Source organism: Bacillus subtilis subsp. subtilis str. 168 (assembly GCF_000009045.1).
Taxonomy (GTDB): Bacteria; Bacillota; Bacilli; order Bacillales; family Bacillaceae; genus Bacillus; species Bacillus subtilis.
In genome coordinates this window covers 1,895,018-1,917,486 of sequence record NC_000964.3, presented here as the reverse complement: position 1 = coordinate 1,917,486, position 22,469 = coordinate 1,895,018, and the positions used below count along the sequence as shown (strand labels likewise).

At 38.8% G+C, this 22,469-nt stretch carries 28 protein-coding genes, 1 other RNA gene, 1 pseudogene and 1 other annotated feature; of the genes and pseudogenes, 11 read left to right on the top strand and 19 right to left on the bottom strand.

Annotated elements, in window-relative coordinates; translation table 11 throughout:
- Positions 1–184: 184 nt before the first annotated feature.
- Together yzzP and fosB are read right to left on the bottom strand one after the other, a co-directional pair.
- Entirely contained in the window at positions 185–532 is a 348-nt protein-coding gene (gene yzzP / locus BSU_17845) for a hypothetical protein (RefSeq protein ID YP_009513960.1), read from the bottom strand.
- Positions 390–824, bottom strand: coding sequence for a magnesium-dependent bacillithiol-transferase (gene fosB / locus BSU_17840; protein ID NP_389667.1), 435 nt, complete (start codon positions 822–824; stop codon positions 390–392). Before fosB ends, yzzP begins: the two co-directional genes overlap by 143 nt.
- A 117-nt stretch (positions 825–941) precedes the next feature.
- On the opposite strand from fosB, the gene yndM reads away from it, so the two are divergent.
- Positions 942–1,481: a putative integral inner membrane protein gene (gene yndM, locus BSU_17830; RefSeq protein NP_389666.1), complete on the top strand. Its 540-nt coding sequence runs from the start codon at positions 942–944 to the stop codon at positions 1,479–1,481.
- Between the two features lie 26 nt (positions 1,482–1,507).
- Here the strand turns inward: yndM and pghL are convergent, their stop codons facing one another.
- Complete coding sequence (gene pghL / locus BSU_17820) at positions 1,508–2,266, bottom strand: phage gamma-polyglutamate hydrolase (protein NP_389665.1); 759 nt, start codon at positions 2,264–2,266, stop codon at positions 1,508–1,510.
- Here pghL and surA point away from each other — a divergent pair.
- Positions 2,215–2,495, top strand: an RNA gene (surA, locus tag BSU_misc_RNA_72) — small untranslated RNA controlled by sporulation. The genes pghL and surA overlap by 52 nt on opposite strands.
- Here surA and yndK read toward each other — a convergent pair.
- From yndK to ynzB, 8 genes are all read right to left on the bottom strand, one after another.
- Positions 2,492–2,857 (bottom strand): putative phage/plasmid replication protein, encoded by a 366-nt coding sequence (gene yndK, locus BSU_17810; RefSeq protein NP_389664.1) that lies wholly within the window; start codon positions 2,855–2,857, stop codon positions 2,492–2,494. The two genes, surA and yndK, sit on opposite strands and share 4 nt — an antisense overlap.
- 36 nt (positions 2,858–2,893) lie before the next feature.
- Positions 2,894–4,534 carry a putative integral inner membrane protein gene (gene yndJ, locus BSU_17800; protein ID NP_389663.1) on the bottom strand — a complete coding sequence of 547 codons (1,641 nt, stop codon included), beginning with the start codon at positions 4,532–4,534 and terminating at the stop codon, positions 2,894–2,896.
- Entirely contained in the window at positions 4,531–5,148 is a 618-nt protein-coding gene (gene yndH / locus BSU_17790) for a hypothetical protein (protein NP_389662.1), read from the bottom strand. The genes yndJ and yndH overlap by 4 nt, the downstream gene beginning before the upstream one ends.
- Before the next feature lie 4 nt (positions 5,149–5,152).
- The gene (yndG, locus tag BSU_17780) at positions 5,153–5,959 is read right to left on the bottom strand and encodes a hypothetical protein (protein ID NP_389661.1); all 807 of its coding nucleotides are present in this window, start codon (positions 5,957–5,959) and stop codon (positions 5,153–5,155) included.
- 146 nt (positions 5,960–6,105) lie between these two features.
- On the bottom strand, positions 6,106–7,320 hold the full coding sequence (gene yndF, locus BSU_17770) for a putative spore germination lipoprotein (RefSeq protein NP_389660.1): 1,215 nt from the start codon (positions 7,318–7,320) through the stop codon (positions 6,106–6,108).
- Complete coding sequence (gene yndE, locus BSU_17760; protein NP_389659.1) at positions 7,310–8,401, bottom strand: putative spore germination integral inner membrane protein; 1,092 nt, start codon at positions 8,399–8,401, stop codon at positions 7,310–7,312. The genes yndF and yndE overlap by 11 nt, the downstream gene beginning before the upstream one ends.
- Positions 8,402–8,430: 29 nt before the next feature.
- The gene (gene yndD, locus BSU_17750; protein NP_389658.1) at positions 8,431–9,993 is read right to left on the bottom strand and encodes a spore germination receptor subunit; all 1,563 of its coding nucleotides are present in this window, start codon (positions 9,991–9,993) and stop codon (positions 8,431–8,433) included.
- 292 nt (positions 9,994–10,285) lie between these two features.
- A complete protein-coding gene (ynzB, locus tag BSU_17740) occupies positions 10,286–10,474 on the bottom strand; it encodes a conserved protein involved in spore germination (protein NP_389657.2) in 189 nt (62 codons plus the stop codon).
- Between the two features lie 306 nt (positions 10,475–10,780).
- Between ynzB and flvS the strand changes: the two genes are divergently transcribed.
- Positions 10,781–11,215, top strand: a complete 435-nt coding sequence (gene flvS / locus BSU_17730; RefSeq protein ID NP_389656.1) for a regulator of stress-related ATPase (flavonoid-sensing) — start codon at positions 10,781–10,783, stop codon at positions 11,213–11,215.
- Positions 11,216–11,279: 64 nt separating this feature from the next.
- On the opposite strand, the gene yndA is transcribed toward flvS, so the two are convergent.
- Positions 11,280–11,678 (bottom strand): putative exported protein of unknown function, encoded by a 399-nt coding sequence (gene yndA / locus BSU_17720; RefSeq protein ID NP_389655.1) that lies wholly within the window; start codon positions 11,676–11,678, stop codon positions 11,280–11,282.
- A gap of 34 nt (positions 11,679–11,712) precedes the next feature.
- The gene (locus BSU_17715) at positions 11,713–11,850 is read right to left on the bottom strand and encodes a hypothetical protein (protein ID YP_009513959.1); all 138 of its coding nucleotides are present in this window, start codon (positions 11,848–11,850) and stop codon (positions 11,713–11,715) included.
- Positions 11,851–11,928: 78 nt separating this feature from the next.
- Here BSU_17715 and tatAC point away from each other — a divergent pair, with 78 nt between their 5' ends.
- From tatAC to BSU_17689, 5 genes are all read left to right on the top strand, one after another.
- Positions 11,929–12,117: a component of the twin-arginine pre-protein translocation pathway gene (gene tatAC, locus BSU_17710; RefSeq protein ID NP_389654.1), complete on the top strand. Its 189-nt coding sequence runs from the start codon at positions 11,929–11,931 to the stop codon at positions 12,115–12,117.
- Between the two features lie 174 nt (positions 12,118–12,291).
- A complete protein-coding gene (gene cotC, locus BSU_17700; protein ID NP_389653.2) occupies positions 12,292–12,492 on the top strand; it encodes a spore coat protein (outer) in 201 nt (66 codons plus the stop codon).
- A 245-nt stretch (positions 12,493–12,737) separates the two neighbouring features.
- Positions 12,738–13,094: a putative membrane protein of unknown function (phage origin) gene (gene ynzK / locus BSU_17699; RefSeq protein ID YP_003097731.1), complete on the top strand. Its 357-nt coding sequence runs from the start codon at positions 12,738–12,740 to the stop codon at positions 13,092–13,094.
- Positions 13,095–13,253: 159 nt separating this feature from the next.
- Entirely contained in the window at positions 13,254–13,976 is a 723-nt protein-coding gene (gene yncM / locus BSU_17690; protein ID NP_389652.2) for a conserved exported protein, read from the top strand.
- Between the two features lie 42 nt (positions 13,977–14,018).
- A complete protein-coding gene (locus BSU_17689; RefSeq protein YP_009513958.1) occupies positions 14,019–14,306 on the top strand; it encodes a hypothetical protein in 288 nt (95 codons plus the stop codon).
- A gap of 122 nt (positions 14,307–14,428) precedes the next feature.
- Here BSU_17689 and thyA read toward each other — a convergent pair whose 3' ends face one another.
- The 3 genes and pseudogenes from thyA to ynzJ form a co-directional block, all read right to left on the bottom strand.
- Positions 14,429–15,268: a thymidylate synthase A (phage origin) gene (gene thyA, locus BSU_17680; protein ID NP_389651.1), complete on the bottom strand. Its 840-nt coding sequence runs from the start codon at positions 15,266–15,268 to the stop codon at positions 14,429–14,431.
- A gap of 273 nt (positions 15,269–15,541) precedes the next feature.
- Positions 15,542–15,706: a conserved hypothetical protein from phage origin gene (locus BSU_17679; protein YP_009513957.1), complete on the bottom strand. Its 165-nt coding sequence runs from the start codon at positions 15,704–15,706 to the stop codon at positions 15,542–15,544.
- A gap of 43 nt (positions 15,707–15,749) precedes the next feature.
- Positions 15,750–15,875 (bottom strand) — a sequence feature (Evidence 4: Unknown function but conserved in other organisms).
- Positions 15,750–15,875, bottom strand: a pseudogene (gene ynzJ / locus BSU_17678). (Overlaps the previous feature by 126 nt.)
- A gap of 234 nt (positions 15,876–16,109) precedes the next feature.
- Here ynzJ and cotU point away from each other — a divergent pair.
- Positions 16,110–16,370, top strand: coding sequence for a spore coat protein (gene cotU, locus BSU_17670; protein ID NP_389650.1), 261 nt, complete (start codon positions 16,110–16,112; stop codon positions 16,368–16,370).
- Positions 16,371–16,972: 602 nt separating this feature from the next.
- On the opposite strand, the gene dutA is transcribed toward cotU, so the two are convergent.
- Both dutA and yncE read right to left on the bottom strand, forming a co-directional pair.
- Positions 16,973–17,407, bottom strand: a complete 435-nt coding sequence (gene dutA, locus BSU_17660; RefSeq protein NP_389649.1) for a deoxyuridine 5'-triphosphate pyrophosphatase (phage origin) — start codon at positions 17,405–17,407, stop codon at positions 16,973–16,975.
- 29 nt (positions 17,408–17,436) lie between these two features.
- Positions 17,437–17,898: a putative prophage protein gene (yncE, locus tag BSU_17650; protein ID NP_389648.2), complete on the bottom strand. Its 462-nt coding sequence runs from the start codon at positions 17,896–17,898 to the stop codon at positions 17,437–17,439.
- A 463-nt stretch (positions 17,899–18,361) separates the two neighbouring features.
- Here yncE and alrB point away from each other — a divergent pair, with 463 nt between their 5' ends.
- Positions 18,362–19,546: an alanine racemase (minor activity) gene (gene alrB / locus BSU_17640; protein NP_389646.1), complete on the top strand. Its 1,185-nt coding sequence runs from the start codon at positions 18,362–18,364 to the stop codon at positions 19,544–19,546.
- A gap of 101 nt (positions 19,547–19,647) precedes the next feature.
- Here the strand turns inward: alrB and yncC are convergent, their stop codons facing one another.
- Positions 19,648–21,063, bottom strand: coding sequence for a putative sugar transporter (yncC, locus tag BSU_17630; protein NP_389645.2), 1,416 nt, complete (start codon positions 21,061–21,063; stop codon positions 19,648–19,650).
- Between the two features lie 410 nt (positions 21,064–21,473).
- On the opposite strand from yncC, the gene yncB reads away from it, so the two are divergent.
- The gene (gene yncB, locus BSU_17620; RefSeq protein ID NP_389644.1) at positions 21,474–22,109 is read left to right on the top strand and encodes a DNA nuclease, lipoprotein (phage origin); all 636 of its coding nucleotides are present in this window, start codon (positions 21,474–21,476) and stop codon (positions 22,107–22,109) included.
- The last annotated feature ends 360 nt before the right edge of the window (positions 22,110–22,469 follow it).

Sequence of the window (22,469 nt, the reverse complement as noted above, 5' to 3'; positions counted from 1 at the left end):
AAGATTGTTGAAGTCAAGAAATTTTCTTTCCTTTAGGAAACTTTTATCAAAATATGAACATTTAGAATATTAGACGCCATCTTCTTAAAAACGTTTCATTTTTTAGGTCGTGGAAGGATGCGGTTTTATATTTATTAAGGGGCAAAGCAATTGAAATATACTGAAAATTTAGTACATAGTTTAATTAGTTCAACATTTGATAAAACAGCTCGCTTTCTTCATATAAAATGTAATGTAATGTGTATTTCAATTTCACCTTCACCCAATCACTTGTGCAGTTCAAAAGATATGGCATCGTTGAACAAGTCGGGTAGAAACCTTCCCCAAACATAAAGTCTCCACCAACACCCTTCTTTAAATTTAACCTTATATGAAATATGGTTGTGCTATCAAAAGGCCGTTTCATCATAAAAGTGCATATGCGTTTTTTCTTGTTTGTAATATCGAAGCCTGTCTTGAAGGGTTCCGGTATGAAATTCAAATTTGTGGCCGTCAGGGTCGGTAAAATAAATTGATTTTCGATCGCGTTCATCTCGTTCTCTGCCAGGCAGAATATTGACATGAAGTCTTTTTAATTTAGCTGACATCTCCTCAAATTCATGATCTTCAATTGTAAAAGCAATATGGGTATAAGAAAGCTTAATGTCATTTCTCGGGATGTCTGGTTCTTCATTAAGCGCTAGCCAGATGCCGTTCATATCAAAATATGCAGTTGTTCTTCCCTTTACCAAAAGCTTTGCACCAAACACTTTTTGATAAAAATCAATCGATGTATCCAAATGCGAAACTGAAAATAGCAAGTGATTGATTCCTTTTATCTCCACAAATCATTCCCCCCTTGAAAGCTGATCATCCACATATACGACTTTTTTCATAAGAAAGTTTCATACAGCTGAAAAAAATACCAGTGTAAACAAAAACGGACTGTTTAAAATAGTAACATGACCATTATGAATGGTTTTGAATTGCATTATTTATCATTTGTTTACGCCCAAGAATTTTCTTCAAAAAATAACAATTTAGGTGGTCAAATGAAACATATCATTGCGCTTGCTTCAAAGATTGCTTTCACTCTCGCCCTTTTATATGTGATTTTGGACAGAGTCTATCACGCATCCTTTTTAAGTGTGATGTTTATTGCACTTTTCTTAGGTTTTGTTTCCTATCTTTCTGGTGACATGCTCGTCTTACCCAGAACAAACAATATTACAGCTTCATTGGCTGACTTTGGCCTTTCATTCGTTATTCTTTGGGTATTTGTTTTAACCCAAACAAGAAACGATTTCTCACCATTTGGAGCGGCTCTCCTTTCCGCTGCCTGTCTTACTGTTTTTGAATACTTTTTTCATCGGTATTTACTGAAAAATGTGCTTGATGAAAATTTCCGAAATGAACTGTCAGCGAGAGATAACACGTTGCAGTATCAAACGGAAGCCGCGGACGAGCTGTTTCCCGAAACGAAAGAGAAGCATAAGGAATAGGAGGCTGTCTTATCGCCTCCTATTTTTCAGTAGCTATTTTTGAGAAAACGGAACATCACTTCTGTAAACTCATAAAACCTCTCATTTTGAGTAACAGCTCTGCTTTTTAAAGAAAAGATGCCGAACAAAGACTTTCGAAACCCTGTGCTCATTTCTATCTGAATACTTAAACCTGTTTTTGATTTATTTGCAATGTTATTCGGACTAACGCCCGCATGCGGATGGTCCATATTGAGCAATACAGCAGGAAAACCGGCATGCTGCAATTTCTCAACTAAATCTGCCGCTCTTACGCGATCTGTACCGCCGACTTCGATCTGCTGATCTTCTTCTGCGTACCCGTGTAATGAAATGACATATTCATGATTTCCCGTCATTTTAAGGGCCCGAGGTTCATCAAAGTGTGTGCTCGTAATGTGCAGGACTGAGTTTCCTGCCGATTTTAAGCCTTCAAATAAATACATCGAGTACTCTTTGCTGAGCTCTCTCGCTACTTCACTTGTCCCGCCTTCAATACCTCCTCCGTGAATAGCTAAAACAAGAACAGGGCTTCCGGTTTCTTTCGTAACAACGCCATAATCAGAAGGATCTTCATTGTTTTTTAATTCCTCAAAATTCTGATATACATCTTCAGCATAAATTGAAGAAATCGGAGTAAACACCATAAAAATCATCAATAATTTTACAATTTTAATAGTTGATGGAAAACGTTTGGCTATGTTACAATCAACATGCTTCAAGGAATGGAGCAAACGGCGGAGCAGGGATACTTTGGCCGGTTTCATCTACTCCGCCTCTAAGTCCAAATCAACAGAATGTAGGTCTCTTTGAGGCTTTAGCACGAATTCTCTCGTCCTCCTTGTTAAATTTTTGTTAAATTCACAATATTATATACCATTAGCCCGGGCGCTGTTCTTCTCATTTTTGAATTTATGAAAAGTAAGCTGGCACCACCTCCCCCATTTTCCATACAAAACAAAAATGCACCTGCCCTTTGGCCTGTGCACTTTTTATTTTCTCTTCATTCTTCGTTTTTTTGCTTGATTTAATTTCATGATGTTTTTTTCAATTTTTCTTATGTTTCGCCTTTGCGGGATTGTTTTCATTTCATAATAAACAGAAATAAACCCGCTTACTGTCACTGCTGCAATATAAAGGACGCGCTGTTTGATCATCCGGTCAGCATGTCCATGATCATTCGCTTCTTTTTCCAGTCTTTCGATCACAGCTTTATCAAACAGCTGATCGACATACACTTGTTTCATTCCCACTGCAAACCCAGCAGCCAGCCAAAGAATCAGAAATAAACTGATATAAAACACCATAAACCCTTCCTTTCCTGTCTTGATGCGGTGCAGAATTTTAAAACAGTTCATCTCATTACAACTGGCAGACGAAGCTTCTTCTTTGTGTTAGGTTCTTTCAATAGGCTGGTTAATATGTGTAATGCTGTAATGAACAGTTAGAAATTTTATTCCAAACAGCCACATATGATGAACAGCGGTTAATTTGTTGTCATGTACAGCTTCTATCAGAAAGGTTTCAGATAAAGGAAGCGGACAAGTTCCCGCTCTTGTTTGCAGATAAATCCCCTCATCCCCCGCTCTGCTTTTTCTCCGCCTGCTTGTTAAAACCAGCTTCTCCTGATGATGATATGGTTTTAAAATACCTGTCATGCTGCTGAATGGAAGCGGTAAAGAAATATTCATATACCCCTCTCCATTTGAACGATACACTGAATAAAGAGCGGTAAAAATGGTTTCGTTTTTTTCATTTGTTCTAATCCAGGCACGTACTCTTTCCCTTCCGTCTTTTTTCGAATGAACACCTTTTATCTTGCTGTACATCCTATACCAGTCAGGGTTCGTCGAAAGATGTATTTGGCCGATTCTTCTGCTGAACCATTCGTAAATAATTGCAAGCGGCCGAAACCACGTGCTCCATGTTACTTTTGCTTTAATATTGTATTCGATGGTTTGTTCATAAAACGAAAGAATGAGCGGCGCCAGTTTTTCTGGTGAAAAATCTTTTGAACGCAGGCTGCCCATATCATCCACAAGTCCGCTGTACCGAGCGTTATTTTCAGCTTGAATGTTAGCTAAAAATTCTTCTCCAATCTTTCTTTTTCCGTAGATACGGCTGAATGTCTTTACACTGTCTGCATCAAAAGGTTTCGCATCCTCTATTCTCCACCCTATGAGAGCGGGCAAGATAACACCAAACGCGTTGACAAAACCGTGAATCCAAATCATCTGATTGATGGTCAATGTAACTTCTTGCCGAAAGACACCAAATGAATAAATCATCGAGAAAGCAATCGTTATCATTAAAACAGCGGAAGAAAGCCGAATAAGAAATGTCCCCGTCTTGGTGCGAAAAGCTGCCGTGAACACCAAAAATGCATGAAGATAAATCGCCGCCATATAAATGCTAACCGCAATGACATCAAGTGTTTTTGAATATGTGATGCCCAGTGCGATAAGAAGGGGCGAAAGCAAAATCACCCATGTTATCCAACTGTACAACATCCGATGTTTTCTAATGGTTCTGCCGAGTAAACCGTTGAAGATCGGGATCAGAAAAGCAGAATAGTGAAAGTGGACAGCAGTCAGCAAAATGATGAGAGGGCCAAATTGCATGATCTGCAAATGGGCAGCATAAGCAAAAAACCAAAATCCTCCTCCCGCCAAATAAATAAGACCGAACAAAACTGATGTCTCTTCGATTCTATGTATCTTTGTTTCCCAAAGGCGGAGGATCGCATACAATGCATTAAAAACTGTGTACATCCACCAGATAAGTGCGAAACCCCCAACCTCCGTCACTAGAGCCAGCACCGCAAAGAATGCGGCTACAGGATAGCACTGGATTAGCCCGTTTTCCATAAACTGAGCAGCACGAACCGGAGATTGACGAAAAACAAAAGGAAAAATTCCCGGCACGAAAAATAGAATGGATAACAAAACGAGTGCCTCTGCCACTGAAATATCCGGTGCTTCTGCTGCAAGAAATCCAATAAAACAAAGCGCACTGACTATGCCATTTCGTTTCATGATTCTCTCTCTTCCTCCTGAAACGTTCCCTTATAAAAGAAAAGAGTGCCAAGAATTGTATTTTGCACATGCACTTCAATGGTGAAACAATTCTTTTTTTCATCAAACGTTTCGCAAACTTCGGATGTACCGGTCAGCCATTTCGGCAGCGGGATTCTTTTTCCGCATATCAATAGCCATTGCTTTCCCGATGTGATCGTAAGAGAGCCGTCAAGAGATGCCTCGAACGTCAAAACAGACAGCAGCAGATGAGGTTTGCCGAAGAAATCAAGTATTCTATTTTCTTTCTCGTCATATATCATTAACGCATCAAAGAAACGTTTTTTGCCTTTAAAGAAAAATGTACGATTCCATTCTATTCCTGTATGTTGCGATTTCAAAAGACAAGTTCTATTTTGTATTGTAAATGGAATGTCTTTGCCTCTTTCTGAAAAGAAGCATCTGAAAAAAACACCCAGCTTTAACAGCATTCTAACCAGAAAAGAGCCTCCGCTTATTTCTGACATCGTTCCCGTCCCGCTGAATGTATGAGACCCGTCTAATTGGTACCGTTTCTGCAGCTTGGGATGCAGCAAATGATAGTTAATAATTGATTTTTCATAAATCGAACTCACAATGTCACTTCTTTCTCTTTCGTTTTGTGCGCCTGGCACTGGGGAGCTGCAGGCTAAGAGCGCCGCTTGCAGCGGAAAACACACTCAATAGAACCCACATGAATATTTCGGAACCTAGACAAGCAAACCCAGCAAAAATACAAGCCTGGACACCATGAATGATCCATTTTCTTTTTAAAGGAAGCAGCCACAAAATAGCTAAGCCTATCTCCGCTGTTCCTGTCAATATGCTTGTCTTAACACCTGCAAAGCCTTGATAGAACCAAAACAGGCTGAAAAACAGACACATGAACACATAGATGATAGCAGATCGAATGAAGCGCTTCGGATGTTTATTTTGCTCTACCCAAAGCCTTAATGCATCAAAGCTCCAGGCAGTCGCCCAGCCAAGCAGCGGCCGAAATAATAAACGATCAATCCATCTTCCCAGCAGTCCGTAGGCTGTTTTGTATTGGTACTGTGTTAAAAACGTCATTTTCCCATTTTCTCTCTGTATATACTTCCAGTAGCCGCTTCCATGCCGAATCAGAGATAATGGATGATCAGAGCCAAAAGCCAGTGAAGAAGACCTTTCAGATGAACATTTGTTGAAAACACCGACGGTTTCTCCTGTACCTGACACCTTTAATCCAAAGCCTACCCTTGTTTCGTAAAGAAACTTCTGTTTTTCGCATGGCTGACTATTCAAATACGTAATATTTGAAAACCGGAGATCCCATTCCTTATGCAGTGATGGGTTTTGTGTATATTCCCAGAGTGTATCCAGATCAGATTTCATTTCGATTTCTACATAAATCGGTTTCTGCCTCACAGCCCCTTCTCCCTTCTATTTCAAGCAATTCCTATATTAGCATATTGGTCGATTTGAAAAGTGTATATCTCTCCAAAAAAAGTATCTTTATCCTAATAAATGCATAAAAAAGAGAAGAGAGGTTTCCTTCTCTTCCTTGGGATTCATTACTGAGTTTTAACCGTGCCGAAATGAGTAATTGTGACGTTCACACTGTATGTGATGTCGGCTTTACTGAAGGTGTCATCCCAGTTATTTTTCACCCTTTTCCATAAGTGAGGATATGTAAGTCTAAAAGATTCATCAAAACCCGCAACATCTGCTTTATAATCATGCTGAATTTTTTTTAATACCTGACCAACTATTTTCTTTACCTCGTTTTCAATAGTCGTTTCGAGACGATCTATAAACTGGGTGTCCAACGCCTCTTTTGTGTTCCAGTTTTCAACCAAATCGCCTTCTGATTCAATATCGACATGGAATGAAATATCTTTCCCTTTTACGATTGGCTGAATTCTGCTTTTGATTTTATTGATATCGTACGCTAACGTCTGTTGGCTCTTTTTATCATGACTTTTGACAACTCCGCCTTTCCCTTCTCCTCTAATCCATGTAATCCCCTCAGTTTCATATTCATTTAAGGTGCCTATCATTTTTTTCGATTTTCCGTTGATTACAGCTGCTCCGGAATACTTGACCGCTCCATTCGCCGCAACCACATTTTGCAGTAAAAAGCTGCTGCCAGAATGCAGTTTTCCAATTAGTTTCGCGAGTGTCATAGGGGGAAGAATTCTGGAAACTTTATGTTCATTTTCACCTAATCCAATCAGCCGAAATGCCGGAATTTCTCCGTTCTCTTTCAGCTGGAGAGCGTCTCTTGCTTCCCCTTTAGCAGATAAAACAAGACAGCTCAGCCTGATTTCATTATCACGAAAAAATTGATCCAGCATTTCGTCGATAGGAAATGTGTGCAGCACATCTTCACTCATGACAACAACTTTTAAATGCGGGCTAAACACTTCTCGGTCCCGTCTTAATGCAACCTCACTTCCGATCTGCTGTAATGAATCCCCTGTTTCACTTATATTAATGTACGCTTTTTGCGCTCCTTGTCCGCTACCGCCTCCCCCGCTTGTGCCCGCGCCTGCCGCTTTTTCATTAACAAATTGATAGGTCAGCGTAATGTTGTCTTTTTTCGGATAGCTCCCGCCCTCTTCTTTTAACTCTTTTTCAGTGTTCGTTTCTTTTCCTTTATCAATTGCGATAGCGAATGTGAGACCCAGATCTTCTATTTCCCGACTGCTCCAGCATCCTGTTACGCAAATCATCAGCAGACATACTATGACCATAGCAGGCAATTGACGTTTTAGTTTACTTTTCACCTCTTTTCCTCCATTTCGAAATGACTAACAGCAAAATCGGCAAAGCGCCAAATATATACAAAGCGATATGACTGACCGTATCGCCCAATATAAAGACGTCATTTTCATTTTTCGGCATGCAAGAGAGGATATATATAACAGGAAGCAGCCCAAACATACATGAAAGGGGTTTCTTTTTAAAAACTTGTGAGACTCCCAGGGAAGCTGCATAAAAAGTGATAATAAACGTGGCAAAAAGCTGCATAATCCAAATCACAAGCAGAAATGATTCAAACCGTTCAAATATTAAACCAGGTATTTCAAAACTTCTCATCAGGTCAAGCCCCGGCCATGTTCTCGTCACAACTCCCTCAACTGATAGTGCACCGATGACCATAATCATCGTAATCATATAAAAACTGGTCACAACGCCTGTCCCGATCACAACTGCTTTCACCGCATTTTTCGGCTTTTTCATAAATGCTACTAAAATGAACATAATTTCTGAACATGTAAATGAAAGGTTCGTTGTCTTTACACCTCTAAGAACCGGCATGATTCCATCACCTAATACAGGGCGCAAATTGTTGATCTCAAATATGCCTAAACTCATGAGGGCTATCGTTAAAAAGATGATGACCGTAATCGGAAAAATCATTTCAAAAAGCCGTGCAATCGGATCTAGGCCTTGTGTAATTGAATAAAGCCCAATCCAAAGAACTGTCATAATGATGGCCCAAGAAGGTGTCCCTTCGAGGAGAAAAAAATCCACGATTTCGGACATGACTCTGACTTCAAATGCACCGAGTGCCAGAAAATAAGTAATAAAAACAATACTGATCAGATGCCCGAGCCATTTTCCTACAATATGTCGGGAGTATTCATAAAAGGTCTCCTTAGGATACTGCTGGCTTAATTTAGCTATAATCATCCCGGCTATTACCGCTAGGACCCCGCCTAATAAAACTGAAATCCATCCATCAGGAGATTGTGTTTGTTCTGTTACTGTCCGAGGGAGCGTAAGAACTCCGGCAGCAAGCATATAATTAATGATGATAATCGTTGCCTGAGCGGTTGTGATTTTACTGGTTGGGCTGAACATGAGACTTTATCACCATCCTGTCGAGTTCATCACTTCACCCGTTTTGTATTATCTGTATTCATCATTTTAGGCCGGCGCTTCATGACTAAAAGAGGCATTCTGATAACAAAGTCTTTCCAATCTTTTAAGTGATAGGGCACTGCCGGACTTGCGTATGGCACACCAAAGCTCTTTAGCTTTACGACATGGCTGCTTAGCAGCAGATAATACATAATGACTCCAAACAATCCAAACACCGCCGCACAAAACATCGCGCCAAACCGAAGCATCCGAAGTGCTATACCTGTGCTATAATGCGGGATGGCAAATGAAGAAATTGCTGTGAGCGCAACAACAATGACCATGATTGGACTGACAATCCCCGCCTGCACAGCTGCTTCCCCGATGATTAATCCGCCAACTATGCCTATTGCGGGTCCAATTGGTTTTGGCAAACGAAGCCCCGCCTCTCTTAAAATTTCAATCGCGACTTCCATAAATAAGGCTTCAATCAGAGATGGGAACGGAACACCTTGGCGCGTCCCGGAAATTGAAATCGCCAGCTTGGTCGGAATTAACCCAGGATGAAAAGAAATAAATGATATATATAAAGCGGGTGCGAATAACGTTATCATTGCTGCGATGAACCTCAGCAATCTGATGAGCGAGCTCGGGAACCACCGTTCATAATAATCTTCAGGCGATTGAAGCATCATGCTGAAAGTGACTGGAACAATCAAAGCAAACGGAGTGCCGTCAAGCAGAATAGCTACTCTTCCTTCCATTAATCCGCTTATGACGCGATCAGGACGTTCTGTACTCTGTACTTGCGGGAACGGGCTCAAATAATTATCCTCAATTAACTGTTCAACGTAGCCTGACTCCGGCAAATGATCGATCTCAATCCCTCTCACTCTTTTTCTTACTTCCTCGACTACTTTTGGATCTGCAATGTCATTCATATAAGCGATAATTAAATCCTTTTTTAATCGTGTTCCTACTTCAAATCTCTGCAATGTTAATTGATCATTTTTTCCTTGCTGTCTCAAAAGAGCTGTATTCGTACTCAACTCTTCTGTAAAGCCTGTGCGCGGCCCTCTGACAAGCGCTTCTGAAAGCGGCTCCTCGATACTTCGATTTTGTTTTTTTACAGTTCCCAGAAGAAAGGCCTGCGGTATTCCATCGATGAGAAGCGCTGTCGAACCCATGAAAACATTCAACACGATATCACTGATTTTCTCTGAATCTATGACATCACCGATTGATACGATTTGATTTTTTATCTGTTTCGAAGTTAAAATACCTTTGCCGGATTGAGAAATTTCATCGCTTACCTGATTAGGTTGATTCATGACTAACACTGATAGTCCTTTATTAATCAAGTCCTGATCAGACAGTCCTTCAACAAAGATCAATGCCGCTTTCACATGTAATTGAGTGATTTCAAGCTCACGGAAATGAACGTCCCCGTTATGTCCTATTTTTCTTTTTACATGTTCTAAGTCGTATCCGATGTTACCGGTTAACACATCCTGATCCTGCTTTTCAGCTGTCGAATAATCTGATTTATGCTGCTTCTGTGTTTTGTACTGATTGTTCCGCCACCTCATCATTGCACCTTCTTATACATGAATCCAAGTAAACACTTTATAGATTACATATGGAACGAGAAATACTACTAACGCTTGAAACCACACATTCCAGTCAGTAAGTGTTGATATCATGTTATCCATCTGTCAGTTCCCCTCTCTCTAATAGGATTATTTTTCCCGTATACCTATTTTTTATGTTCGTCTTTTTTCTCAATAAAAAAGCATGATGAACATTTCATCATGCTTTTAAAGAAATCAACCTGACCATTTTGCATAATTAACACAAAATGAGCCTTTTAGCAGTCTGGGAAAACTAAAATTCCAGCTTGAAGCTTTCTGCCTGATCTGAAACTTCCACAGGAATCCCCATTATCGTTTTCGGTTTGGAAACGTAAACAAAGCGCATTTCTTCCTCTAATTGCTGAAACGCTTTTTCACTAACTAAAATTCTGGCCGGCTTCCCTGGACTATTATCAATGGCTGCTTTGATTTTTCCAAGCATAAAAAACCTCCTGTTTTAGAAAATGGCTCATTTACTATTAAAACAAAAATCGCAAAATAAATTGGCTGAACAGGAATCCCAGTTCAAACATAACAGTTGCGGCTGCAAACAAGAATGAACGAAATGACAACATACACCTCTCTCTCTTTTTCGCGCATGCAGAATTCTCCCATTCACAGATCAGACTGGCGACTGACACGCTGTTCAACAGCAGCTCTAGCATAAATAATGCACGCTATGGACATGATCTTATTAGTTATTATATGATTGAATTGAAAAAACATCATATGTCAAGAGGTAAACGAAATGGCTCAAAACAACGAAAATGCATTACCGGATATTACAAAAAGCATTACTCTGGAGGCTCCCATTCAGAAAGTCTGGGAGACAGTCTCTACTTCAGAAGGCATTGCCAAGTGGTTTATGCCCAATGACTTTCAGCTCAAAGAAGGACAAGAATTTCACTTACAATCGCCGTTTGGGCCGTCCCCTTGTAAAGTTTTGGCTGTTCAAGCTCCAACTGAACTTTCTTTTGAATGGGATACAGAAGGATGGGTCGTTACCTTTCAATTAGAAGACTTGGGGGAAAAGACAGGGTTTACCCTTATTCACAGCGGCTGGAAAGAGCCGAATGAAGTGATCGGCAAAGCAAACGAGAAAAGCTCCGTCGTTCGCGGTAAGATGGATGGCGGCTGGACTGGCATTGTAAATGAACGGCTTCGTAAGGCTGTCGAAGAATAAAAAAGAGAGAGGTATCTCTCTTTTTTGTTTTTTTCCAAGGGTTATACTTCACAATTTGAGTCCATCAATCATAAAACGTAACAGTTTTAGATTTACCAGAGTAATCGGTAACAAAGAACTCGGCCTTGTTATTGCTCCCATCTACAAATTTTCCAATACTGCCAAAGGTGTGGCATTCTCCGGGTGAAAAATAGTTTGCCCCTACATAATCATCAGGATTGTCACCGGGATCATCCTCATATAAGTGCAGTGAAACAGAAAAAGGAGTGCTTCCTGAAAGGCACACTCTAAAATCTCCTCCGGTCGAGTATACCGTCGGACTTGAGTAAGTATATGTGTAAGTCCCCAACTTATCCCACTCTCCAGCCCCCGCAGTTCCGGCTTTTTCTGCTTGTGCCGTTAATGGAAAAACCGCAGCCAACCCTAAAACAGACAAAAATCCAACTACCTTAGTGAATCTCATCAGCTACACCACTCCTCTATGTCAATGATAGCCGCTACGTTTGTATCATTTCCGGCAGAGCTACATAATTGATCCAGCCTGCCTCCTGCTTCTTAGGCAGGTGGCATTGGACATTATATTCAGCAGCAGCCGTTTTATGAATCCGTCTTTGTGCTGGTTTTAAAATGTTCAAAATAAATGCATTCCCATTTGTACTGCTATCTCTTATAATTTGTTTAAAAGGTTGTACTTCAATCAGGGGGAAAAGGATATGGAATTAAGCTTCACAAAAATACTCGTTATTTTGTTTGTGGGTTTTTTAGTATTTGGGCCTGATAAACTGCCGGCGCTTGGCCGTGCAGCAGGAAAAGCCTTATCAGAATTTAAACAAGCAACAAGCGGACTGACTCAGGATATCAGAAAAAATGACTCAGAAAACAAAGAAGACAAACAAATGTAGGATAAATCGTTTGGGCCGATGAAAAATCGGCTCTTTATTTTGATTTGTTTTTGTGTCATCTGTCTTTTTCTATCATTTGGACAGCCCTTTTTTCCTTCTATGATTTTAACTGTCCAAGCCGCAAAATCTACTCGCCGTATAATAAAGCGTAGTAAAAATAAAGGAGGAGTATATATGGGTTATTACAAAAAATACAAAGAAGAGTATTATACGGTCAAAAAAACGTATTATAAGAAGTATTACGAATATGATAAAAAAGATTATGACTGTGATTACGACAAAAAATATGATGACTATGATAAAAAATATTATGATCACGATAAAAAAGACTATGATTATGTTGTAGAGTATAAAAAGCATAAAAAACACTACTAAACGCCATTAACATCTCCTCGTTTTTACTTTCCCCCGGCTATTGCCGGGTCTTTTTTGTTTGTGCACTATATGTATATTTCTGAAGCTTCCCTTTCTATGAAAACCTTGGTGACTGAATCTGAAAAAGAATAGTGAATATTTAGTACATAGTTTAGTTAGTTCATAAGTGAGCGCATTCAATTTATTGCAGTTACAAAGAAACTTTTATAAACTCTTTGAGGATCCTACATAAAAGGAGAGGTTTTTTGTATAGAAACATCGTATTTTATCTCATTTTACTTTGTCTATTTATATCAGTTGTCATGAAAAGCTTTGAGGTGATTAGAACAATAGCCAATGTTATCTGCTTTATTTTCGTATTGCTGTATTTTAAAGATGAAATGAAAACATACTCACGTAAAGCGTTAGCAATCCTAAGTATTTGTTTTCTTTTCTTAGTCGGTATCTGTGCTTTTATCATTTTACAAGGACAGACATTGATGAAACGTCACCTCTTTTTTACAGGCTTGGAAACGATAGCGGGCATTCTTTTAATAATCGTTTCTTTAAGCATTTGTACTTTTATTTTGAGGAAAATTTCAAATCGGTTAAAACGAATGTGATCTCATTCTTTCCTCTGATAAAGGTATATAGCTTTCAGATTGGCGAAGCGTTTCGACCTTACATCATTCAAAATGAAATATTTTGTCGATTTATATACGTAAATCCAGTTCCAAAATAAGGTATAATAAATGGCGAAACCACTATCAAAAGGGGGAATTTTGGTGAAAAAAGTATTGATTGCAGGTGCAGTAGGAACAGCAGTTCTTTTCGGAACCCTTTCATCAGGTATACCAGGTTTACCCGCGGCAGACGCTCAAGTCGCAAAAGCAGCATCCGAGCTGCCTAACGGAATCGGCGGCCGTGTCTACCTGAACAGTACGGGCGCCGTTTTTACAGCTAAAATCGTGCTTCCTGAAACTGTCAAAAACAACGACTCGGTCTCTACTCCCTATATTTATTCTGGCTTTAGGGCAACAAGCGGAACTGAAGCCGATATCGGGCTTCAGTACAGCAAACAATACAACGTCTGGAAGCCCCTCATGAAGGTTGGGTCCAAAAATGAAGAAACGTACATCGAAGGAAAAGACAAATTCACATACAATAAAGGCTTCCGCCCTGGAAGCACAGTCCAAATGACAATCTATAAAAATTTAAGCGGCAATACGCGCATGACCCTTTGGGGAACGAACAATGACGGCTACACCGGACGGATTATCACAGAAATTCAAGGAACCAACATCGGCACGATTTCAAAATGGAAAACACTTGCTACCGCGGCTGTTTCGTATGAAAGCCAGCGTGATGCGATCAAAGCAACCTTTTCGACCTCTTTTAACAACATCACTATCGACAATAAAGCCGTCACTCCTGTGGTAGATACACAGGATTTCGCAAAGGTTTCAGTTGCAGGAAATAACGTTACGATCTCTGTTAATAAATAAACGAAGCAGCAAAAAGCCGCCAGCATTGTCTGGCGGTTTTCCTTGGAGCATACTGGTCATAGTTCGTTTCTTCAGCTCTTTTGTTTAAACCTAACTTTAATAAGGGTGGAAATTGGTATGAAATATGAAAAAACAAGTCTTTTTGGAATGATTTTAGTTATTGTAGCACTTCTAATATCTATATATTTTATGTGTAATACAAATGCGTTGATACCTGCTGGATATGATCTAGCTATTCATGGAATTGTAATATCTAGAACTGTAATGATTGCTTTTACTTTGTATTTAGTTTCAAAGTTAGGATATTTTCTTCTGAATAAAAAAGATTAACTGTAGAGTTAATCTTTTTTATGTATTATACGTGTTTGTCCTTCAATTTTTATTCATCTTCCAGATTGCTTAATGAAATTAGGATACCTGCTATCTATTCACTGCACAATAAAAAGGCAGCATTAAACCGCTACCTCAAATAAAAGCTTGTCCCCATGTTTATAGTTGATTAACTTGAAATCATCAATGGTAAAGTCATAAAAATCTTTCACTTCAGGATTGATCCATAGTTCAGGTGCTTCAAACTGTTCTCTTTCCATTTGAATTTTCAAATTGTCTATATGACGTGTGTACACATGGCAATCCCCAATGTTAAAGATATATTCACCAAGCTCATAACCAGTCACTTGAGCAATCATGCGCTGCAACACATTATACTGGAATACATTGAATGGATTTCCCAATGCCATATCATTGCTCCGTGCTCTTACCTCAAGGTGGAGTTTCCCATGTTTAACGTACCATTGTGTCTCGTATACACATGGCGTTAAGGCCATTGCGTCTAATTCATCAGGATTCCACAGCATTGTAATGTGTCTGCGTGAAGATGGATTGTTCTTCAATTGATGAAGAAGATAGTCTACCTGATCCACTTTTTCTCCATTTAGACTTCTGTTTTTCTTCCCCAGCTGAAATCCATATGCATGTCCGATGGTTCCGTCTTCTTGTTTCCACTGATCCCAAATATGGACGCCCATCATGTTTAAATCATTAACATCATTAGATTTCAGCTGCCAAATCCAGAGCAACTCTTTAATGGCTGTTTTCCAGGCAACCTTTTTTGTCGTTAAAATCGGAACCTCTGAGTTGTCGAATCTCATTTGCTTACTGATTACACTTAGAGTATGTGCCGGTGTTCCATCTGAGTCCCACTTGGTTCTTACATCAAACTCTTCGTCTGAGATTCCATTATTGATAATATCCTTTATAATTGAATTGTATTGTTTATCGAATTGCGTCATGACTATTCATATCCTTCTTTCATTTTCAGTTGCTAAGCATAATTTATTACGAATGCAATATTATCGCAAATACTAAGCACTTGCAGATAAAGTGAGGATCTTATTCCACTCACTGTGTGTTTAAAGAGGAGTTAATCCCCCTCTTTTACACCTGTATTTCTCCATAACATAGTCTGTCACATAGCTCATAGTTACCGCCAGTTTGGTACATACACCGTTGATAACATTGTTGAGGATTATACGAAATGGTTTGATATTGCGGTACATAAAAATTCAAATAGTCAGGTGTTTGTGTATACCAAATTGGAAATTGTCTAAACACATTAAATCCTCCAATAGCTTTTTCTGATTTAATGCATTGTATTTTACCTCAATATCAATTGTCATTTGTCCATGTGCAATTGGGCTTTCTTTAAAATAAATTCTCTCTAATTTCATTCATTTGATCATTAACAACTTTTTTATGATATTTGGCAGCGGTTCATTCCTTATATGATCTGTTTCTAGCCGGTTTTGCTGTTTGTTTTTGATGTCTAACTCTAAATCCTTCAAAAGCAGTGTGAAAAATCACATCATAGAGCTCTTGAATCTTAACCATAACGTTCAAATATTCTTCAATGAGAAAGTCCCTTTTTACGTATACTAATCTCTCTATACACTTTACTATTATTTTACAGTGATTGAGTGCTCTCTCTCGCTCTTATTTTCATAAACAGCTATCCGTTTTGTTTTTCAGAAAGTGTTTTAAACAGCCTCTTTTTACTATTCTTATTTCATTTGACCATACCATATCATTTAAACTTCATAAATTAAATTCGAATAACATAAAGGAGGAATTTAATTGGGTTATTATAAAAAATATAAAGAAGAGTATTATACTTGGAAAAAAACATATTACAAAAAGTATTACGACAATGATAAGAAGCATTATGATTGCGACAAGTATTATGATCATGATAAAAAACATTATGATTACGACAAAAAGTATGATGACCATGATAAAAAGTATTACGATGATCACGATTATCATTACGAAAAAAAGTATTATGATGACGATGATCATTATTATGATTTTGTCGAATCATATAAAAAACATCACTAAATCTCTTAAACGTCTATTTATTCCCTGGCGACATACCGGGGGCTTTTTTATGATATTTATCGACGAACTCAGATTTTTTTGTGCTCATGGCTGCTGTAAAATTCAATTATTAATGAACACAAGTCATTTAACTTGGCTTATTATTAGTGGCATTACTAGTTTTTAGTTGCCTTCCCCTATTTATAAAAATTTAGATAAAAGTATTTCTTTATAGAGATGCTTGTTTCATCGACAACTCAATCCTAAATGTGGTAAAATCGATAAAAATGTAAAAACTGTAAATATAATAAAAGGAGCATCTTTATGTATATAAGTATTATAATTTTAGCATCCATGCTTTTATGGGGGGCAGTTATCCACGAGCTAAGTAAACCTTCAAAAAAGCAAAGCACCAGAAAAATTGTTTCTTTGACATCTTTAGGTTCTTTATCGACTTTAGTTATTACTATTTCACTTTTTCAAAACTTCCCTTTTTAAACTTTGTTTTTAATTAAATCCTTCGTATTAAAATATTCATTTTATACATAATATTTATATGTACCTTGGCTGAAACCTCCATTGATCAATCACACAGCATGAAGACAGCCAAGGATTTATTTTGTTTACTTCGTACCTGTTGAACCGAGTCCTCCTCTATCCTCGTTTCCCAAATGCTCGACTTCAACCAATTCAACCGCCGGCATTTTCTTCATGATTCTAAACTGGCAGATACGATCACCCTTCTTAATTTCAGTATCACGCAATGCATAAGCAGGAAAGAACCAGAAATCGTTGTCTCCCTTATATGACTCATCGATAACACCCATTGAATTTGTTTGAATAACGCCAAAGTTCTTATATGTACTTGAACGAGGGACGACATGTGCTTCGTAACCTTCAGGCAGCTCCATTGCAACACCTAATGGGACAAGCTTAAATTCATCTTTTTTGATTGTTACATCTTCAGCTGCCCGAAGATCAATCCAGTCTCCCTGCTCAATTTTGCTGATTCTTGTTTGTGTTTCATCTAGATACTTGATTTTAATTTGCATTGTCATGTACTAGCTCCTTTAATTTTTATTGAGTATCATACAGTAAGGCTTGTTCTTGTGTCATTTTCATCAGTTATAAATTGAACGTCTTCAAAATCATGCTGTAAAGCATTGAAGTAAAGTTTTTCAATGATATTTTTGTTTTTACAGTAAATCGAAACGTAGCTATTATCTGCTATCAAAAGGACAAGTTCGCAATCACTGTCAGCAAACTCTTCATATGTATTGACTTGATTAACCATTTTTCCATATGGAAATGCTTTCAGTTCAACGAAAATGGTATAGTACTGATTCGTTTTTAATTGTTGCTCAAAAACTGCCCCCTCAACAATTTCGTAGTCATGAAAAAGCTCCTCATCATCGAGCTCTCCTTCTACAACAAAATAAGATTCCCCACTCGTTTGCCACCTATAATTAGCTATTTCTACCGGCTGCAGTATTCTCCATAGAAAATTTCCATATTCATTCGGTATTTGAAAACTAACTCCCCTATTCATGTATACCCCTTACTTAAACGATTTTTGTGAATACGAGTATAATTATATACTCTGATGTTAGGTTTATGGAACAAGGAATCGACTGCCTTTTCAACCGATTATCTTTTACAGAATTTCCTCAGCCCTTCTCATTTAAAAGGTTCTTCAATGTTCATAACAACGGTAAGTATTTCCTGATTAGATTTCTCGTTATCATCTACCCTTAGAAAAAAATGTCCCAAAACAAATAATCATTTTTGTAATCCTCGGTCGCCGCATCCATTAACACCCCACTTACAAGCCTCATGTATCCCGTACTTGCTATTATTCGAACATTGATAGGCACCTTCTCGTATCACATGGATTTGCTGTTGAATGATTTCAAATAAAGTTGAATAAAATAAGATCGAATCATCCAACAATTAACATTTATTCTTGCGGCAATAGGTGGTATTTATAATCCATAAGAAGGAAGGAAGCGTTGATGATAAAGCTTTGCCGAGAAGTTTGGATCGAAGTCAATCTTGATGCCGTTAAAAAGAATTTGCGAGCGATCCGCCGTCATATTCCACATAAGAGCAAAATTATGGCTGTTGTAAAAGCGAACGGTTATGGCCACGGGTCTATAGAAGTGGCACGCCATGCACTGGAACACGGGGCGAGTGAGCTCGCTGTTGCCAGTGTGGAGGAAGGAATCGTTTTACGTAAAGCTGGGATTACAGCACCTATCCTTGTGCTTGGTTTTACATCCCTTAGTTGTGTAAAGAAGTCAGCAGCTTGGAATATAACATTATCAGCATTTCAGGTTGATTGGATGAAAGAAGCAAACGAGATATTGGAAAAAGAAGCGAGTGCTAACCGGCTGGCCATTCATATTAACGTGGATACCGGCATGGGACGATTAGGTGTACGCACAAAGGAAGAACTTTTAGAGGTAGTGAAAGCCTTAAAGGCAAGTAAATTCCTCAGATGGACAGGGATTTTCACACATTTTTCGACAGCTGATGAACCGGACACAACACTCACAAAGCTGCAGCATGAAAAATTCATCAGTTTTCTCAGCTTTTTAAAAAAACAGGGGATTGAGCTGCCCACCGTGCATATGTGCAACACGGCTGCAGCTATCGCATTTCCGGAATTTAGCGCTGATATGATCCGTTTAGGTATCGGCTTATATGGTTTATATCCTTCAGCCTATATTAAACAACTAAATCTCGTTAAGCTTGAACCTGCGTTAAGTTTAAAGGCACGCATCGCTTATGTGAAAACCATGCGGACAGAACCCCGAACCGTTAGCTATGGTGCTACATACATCGCAGAACCTAATGAAGTAATTGCTACACTCCCGATTGGCTATGCTGACGGCTATTCTCGTGCCCTTTCCAATCGCGGGTTTGTTCTTCATCGCGGAAAACGAGTGCCAGTGGCGGGAAGAGTAACAATGGATATGATCATGGTCAGTTTAGGAGAAAACGGTGAAGGTAAACAAGGAGATGAAGTCGTGATTTACGGTAAGCAAAAAGGAGCCGAGATTTCCGTTGATGAAGTGGCTGAAATGCTCAATACGATTAACTATGAAGTCGTGTCTACATTAAGCCGCCGCATCCCTCGTTTTTATATAAGAGATGGCGAGATTTTTAAAGTATCAACTCCAGTATTATACGTGTAGAACATCTTAAAATGCTGAATCAAAATCCCTCTACCAGAGGGATTTTGTTTTTTCTGAAACTAAAAAAATCCCTCCTATAAGAAGAGAGATTTTCAACATATTTATACCTCAATAACTGATTGTTCAGGAGTATTATGATCGTGTCGAGAACGAAAATGCTCTTCTAATTCTTCAAGTGTACGCCCTTTTGTTTCCGGCATGAATTTGTACACAAAACCGATTGCCAATACACCTAAAGCCACAAATATAAAGAATGTAAAAGACAAACCTACAGAGCTAAGCAAGATCGGGAAAGCAAAACCGATCACAAAGTTTAATATCCAAAGGAAAAAAACACTTATCCCAGAACCAAGTCCTCTTAACCTTTGAGGGAATATTTCCGCTATGACAAGCCAAGTCACAGGTCCTACACACCCTTGCATAAAGGCAAGAAATAAAACGGTCAAAGAAAGCACTACATAAGGAAGTGCCATAGATCCATCAAGCACAATTGAGAAAATCGCAATCAATAGGAGCGCTGTAGTCGTCCCTGCCAAACCAATCAATAATATTGGACGCCGTCTCACTTTTCCGACCAGCCAAATCCCAAATATAACTGCAATAACTGATATCAGCCCATTTCCAATATTAGCGATTAAAGCCGCTTTTGTACCAAAACCAGATTCTTTAAGGATTTGTGTGCCATAATACATAATCGAGTTCACACCTGTAATTTGATTCACGATGGCAACACCGATTCCAATCCATAAAAGACGGCGCAGCCATGGTGTAGAAAAGTCCTTGAGTGATGCCTTTTCTAGTGCTGTATCTTTTTCTACCGCTTCTTGAATTTCTCTACATTCAGCTTCTGCACGTTTATCTTCTCGAATTTGTTTAAGAACTCGCAGCGCCTCACTGTTTTTGCCTTTGGAGATTAGCCATCGGGGGCTTTCTGGTACCTTAAGCATACTGGCAAATAACATGATAGCCGGTACAGCACAAATGACTAGCATGTATCTCCAAACATGTCCCGTATTTGCCATTGTTACACCGAGGATCGCATTAAAAACATATGCTAAAAATTGCCCGCCAACAATCATTAGTTCATTTTGGGTTACCATACGCCCTCTCTTTTCATGCGGTGCCATTTCTGCTAAAAAGGCCGGCACCATCGCCGAGGCTCCTCCAACAGCCAGCCCCAGTAAAAAACGAAAGACCGCCATGATGAAAACATTAGGTGCTAACGCTGTTCCCAGTGATGCCAGGAAAAATAAAAAGGAAAGATTAAGGATCATTTTACGGCGGCCATATCGATCAGCCAATCTTCCGCATAACAACGCTCCAAACGCGGCACCTAATAAAAGAATACTCGTAACAAGCCCTTCTGTAACAGGTGTTAAATCAAGCTGATCTGGCCTTGCCATAAAAGGTAAAGCTCCATTTATAACTCCGGTGTCATATCCAAAGAGAAGCCCTCCAAAAGTTGCTGAAATCATTATTAATTTCAACCTTCGATTTCGATGTTCATTCATATCCATTTCCCCTGCCTTTAAGAATACTTAATAAGCTCTTTCAGTGTGGATATTGAGTCAAAACTAAAGTCATCTCTATCTTAGATTTTCGCCTCTGGATTTGTAACCGTTTACATTTTTAACCAATAGAATAAACCTAAGCTATTAGTTGTTATGTTGTAGTAATGTCTTTGTCACATTATTGTCATTTCTCATATTATCATAATTCTAAAAGCATTTTCAGTCAATATTATTTTCAGGATTATTTATTTCCGCTATGTGATGGTGATGTTTTGATCATCTCGTTGTGAAGTTAACTATTGGCAATTTGGAGTGTTATAAGTTCCCTTGAAGTTTTCCATTCACAAAAAATGTCCATATCGTTATAATGATGATGTTTAATCGCGAAAAGAGAAAATGATAAAGAGGGAATCAATATGAAGAAGATTTTGATCAGTATGATCGCAATCGTTTTAAGTATTACTTTGGCAGCTTGCGGATCAAATCACGCAGCCAAAAACCATTCAGATTCTAATGGGACGGAGCAAGTCTCTCAAGATACTCACTCTAATGAATATAATCAGACAGAACAAAAGGCTGGCACGCCTCATTCAAAAAATCAGAAGAAATTGGTCAATGTTACATTAGATAGAGCAATAGATGGAGATACGATTAAGGTTATTTACAACGGAAAGAAAGACACAGTTCGCTACTTGCTCGTTGATACACCTGAGACGAAGAAACCAAATTCTTGTGTTCAACCATACGGTGAGGATGCGTCGAAACGAAATAAAGAATTGGTCAACAGCGGTAAGCTACAGCTGGAATTTGATAAAGGCGATCGCAGAGATAAGTATGGAAGACTGTTAGCATACGTTTATGTTGACGGCAAATCTGTTCAAGAGACATTATTGAAAGAGGGATTGGCCAGAGTAGCATATGTATATGAGCCTAACACAAAATACATAGACCAATTCAGACTAGATGAGCAAGAAGCAAAATCAGATAAACTGTCAATTTGGAGTAAGAGCGGTTATGTGACGAACAGAGGATTTAATGGCTGTGTGAAATAGAAAAACACTGTTTGTTAAAAAAAGCAGCAAACCTAGCAGAATGCAGTTTCCAAAGAATGAGAAAGAGATGATGGAGAGTCTAGTTCCATTCTGCTTAACAAGCTAAAATCATGCAACTAGCCTGTAAAATTTCCGCTGTATAGTAACAATAAAAAACACCCCTTCACGTCAATGTGAGGGGTTATTTGTGTGTTAACATCCTTCCTATTTCTTCATAAATCAAGAGATCCCTCTACCGTCGTTAGCGCGGTTTCATACATCTTACCCATTGGCATTCCTAAGCTTCCCCACTTCTTGAAGTGTTCGCTGACAAAATACGGTTCCACTCGTTCGTTTTGTCTGCTGGATACTCCAATACTG

Bases quoted from the DNA above. Each gene is read 5' to 3' on its own strand.
- BSU_17679 (YP_009513957.1), bottom strand. From the start codon at position 15,706: ATGAAATTAGAGAGAATTTATTTTAAAGAAAGCCCAATTGCACATGGA.
- yndA (NP_389655.1), bottom strand. From the start codon at position 11,678: ATGAGATTCACTAAGGTAGTTGGATTTTTGTCTGTTTTAGGGTTGGCT.
- cotC (NP_389653.2), top strand. From the start codon at position 12,292: ATGGGTTATTACAAAAAATACAAAGAAGAGTATTATACGGTCAAAAAA.
- flvS (NP_389656.1), top strand. From the start codon at position 10,781: ATGGCTCAAAACAACGAAAATGCATTACCGGATATTACAAAAAGCATT.
- alrB (NP_389646.1), top strand. From the start codon at position 18,362: ATGATAAAGCTTTGCCGAGAAGTTTGGATCGAAGTCAATCTTGATGCC.
- yzzP (YP_009513960.1), bottom strand. From the start codon at position 532: ATGAACGCGATCGAAAATCAATTTATTTTACCGACCCTGACGGCCACA.
- yndM (NP_389666.1), top strand. From the start codon at position 942: ATGACCATTATGAATGGTTTTGAATTGCATTATTTATCATTTGTTTAC.
- dutA (NP_389649.1), bottom strand. From the start codon at position 17,407: ATGACAATGCAAATTAAAATCAAGTATCTAGATGAAACACAAACAAGA.
- yndD (NP_389658.1), bottom strand. From the start codon at position 9,993: ATGATGAGGTGGCGGAACAATCAGTACAAAACACAGAAGCAGCATAAA.
- tatAC (NP_389654.1), top strand. From the start codon at position 11,929: ATGGAATTAAGCTTCACAAAAATACTCGTTATTTTGTTTGTGGGTTTT.
- yncC (NP_389645.2), bottom strand. From the start codon at position 21,063: ATGGATATGAATGAACATCGAAATCGAAGGTTGAAATTAATAATGATT.
- yncE (NP_389648.2), bottom strand. From the start codon at position 17,898: ATGAATAGGGGAGTTAGTTTTCAAATACCGAATGAATATGGAAATTTT.
- pghL (NP_389665.1), bottom strand. From the start codon at position 2,266: ATGAAACCGGCCAAAGTATCCCTGCTCCGCCGTTTGCTCCATTCCTTG.
- yndE (NP_389659.1), bottom strand. From the start codon at position 8,401: ATGTTCAGCCCAACCAGTAAAATCACAACCGCTCAGGCAACGATTATC.
- yncB (NP_389644.1), top strand. From the start codon at position 21,474: ATGAAGAAGATTTTGATCAGTATGATCGCAATCGTTTTAAGTATTACT.
- thyA (NP_389651.1), bottom strand. From the start codon at position 15,268: ATGACGCAATTCGATAAACAATACAATTCAATTATAAAGGATATTATC.
- ynzB (NP_389657.2), bottom strand. From the start codon at position 10,474: ATGCTTGGAAAAATCAAAGCAGCCATTGATAATAGTCCAGGGAAGCCG.
- yndJ (NP_389663.1), bottom strand. From the start codon at position 4,534: ATGAAACGAAATGGCATAGTCAGTGCGCTTTGTTTTATTGGATTTCTT.
- yndK (NP_389664.1), bottom strand. From the start codon at position 2,857: ATGAACTGTTTTAAAATTCTGCACCGCATCAAGACAGGAAAGGAAGGG.